The organism is Mucilaginibacter sp. P4_E8 (assembly GCF_056401495.1).
Genome location: NZ_JBFUJG010000358.1, coordinates 1 through 1,660 on the forward strand (window position 1 = coordinate 1; position 1,660 = coordinate 1,660).

Here is a 1,660-nt window from a genome sequence, read left to right on the forward strand (position 1 = left end):
AGATTACGGGATCATGGAAAAGGCGGATAATGTGTATGTGCTGCCCTCGGAGTTTGGCTGGAGCGACCTGGGCACCTGGGCCTCTATTTATGAACTGGCCGACAAGGATTATGTGGGCAACGCGGTGATCCCGTCAGAAAAAGTGATCATGTATGATTCCTCGAACTGTATGGTTAATGTGCCGGGCGAAAAACTGGTGATATTACAGGGCCTGCATGATTTTATTGTGGTGGAATCAAACAACACCCTGCTCATTTGCCCGCGCGATCAGGAACAGAATGTAAAACAGGTAGTGGCCGACGTAAAGAGTAAGTTCGGGCCTAAGTATATTTAGCCCCCCGGCCCCCTGAAGGGGGAGCTTTTGAAAATCTTATTCATTAAAAAGCCCTGCTCTTTTGGAGTCGGGCTTTTTAATTCTTTTATGCGTGATGGAAAAGCTCAAGCAAATCAAAGAGCTCCCCCTTTAGGAGCTGGGGGGCTCGTCCGCTGCCTTATCGCTTCATACAATATAACTCCCGTAGATACCGATACATTGAGTGATTCAATCTCGCCAAACATGGGTATTTTGGCTAAATGATCAGCAATGCGGATCACCTCGTTACGTATACCATCCTCTTCCGATCCCATAATGATGGCGGTTGGAGCGGTATAGTCGGGCGAATAAATATCATCCTTCGTTTTTTCGGTACAGCAAACCAGTTGCAAACCTGATTCCTGTAAAAACCTAATGGTTTGCATAAAATTATCATGCCTGCAAACCGGTATCTTATACAAAGCCCCGGCCGATGTTTTAATAGCATCAGGATTTATTTGTGCCGAACCTTTAGCCGGGATAACAATAGCGTGCACACCGGCACACTCTGCCGTACGGGCAATAGCGCCCATATTACGCACATCGGTAATAGCATCCAAAACCAAAATTAAAGGCACCTCCCCTTTTTCAAACACCTCGGGTATAATATTTTCTATCTTCTGATAAATTATAGGCGAAATAAAAGCTACAGCGCCCTGATGATTTTTAGTCGTTAACCGGTTAAGCTTTTCAACCGGCACTTGCTGTGCGGTAATGTTATATTCAGTTAACAGGGCTTTTAGCTCATGCGATAAACCGCCGCTCACCCCTCTTTGAATATATAATGCCTCAATTTCTTTTCCCGAAGTAATGGCCTCCATAATAGCCCGGATACCGAAAACCATCTGATTACTTTCACGCTGAGGTCTTGAATTAAATGCCATTTTTACTGATCTAATATTTTGGCAAAAGTAGCTATATTAATTGATTAAGCACTTATTGAACTAATGTGGCATTTTGGTTTTTTGTAAATAGTTAACAATTTGAATGTTTATTAACATTGTTCTATTTATTTGATTACCAATGCCTAACTTAGGAAACTAACACATTATTAACATAGGGTGTTGGTAACGTGTTTATAGTTAACACAAACTGTTAATTATAAATACTCAAATTTATGTAGCTGTTAATGTTTAACTTAAAGGGCAAAATGGCATGTTAGCGCTTTAGTGAGCAAATCGAAATTAATTTTGTATATTTTTGTTGCCTTATGAATTTTGAGAACGATAACCTGCAGAATAAACCCAATACAAACGAACGCCGAAGCCGAATAACTAATCCGACTCCATACAGTGGACTGGGTAAACT

At 41.3% G+C, this 1,660-nt stretch carries 1 protein-coding gene and 1 pseudogene; one reads left to right on the top strand and one right to left on the bottom strand.

What is annotated here, in order from left to right; genetic code table 11:
• Window positions 1–334, top strand: a pseudogene (locus tag AC1DRQ_RS31340) (mannose-1-phosphate guanylyltransferase); the annotation flags it as partial.
• Between the two features lie 113 nt (window positions 335–447).
• Here AC1DRQ_RS31340 and rlmB read toward each other — a convergent pair.
• Window positions 448–1,236 carry a 23S rRNA (guanosine(2251)-2'-O)-methyltransferase RlmB gene (gene rlmB, locus AC1DRQ_RS31345; protein ID WP_477430026.1) on the bottom strand — a complete coding sequence of 263 codons (789 nt, stop codon included), beginning with the start codon at window positions 1,234–1,236 and terminating at the stop codon, window positions 448–450.
• Window positions 1,237–1,660: the final 424 nt, after the last annotated feature.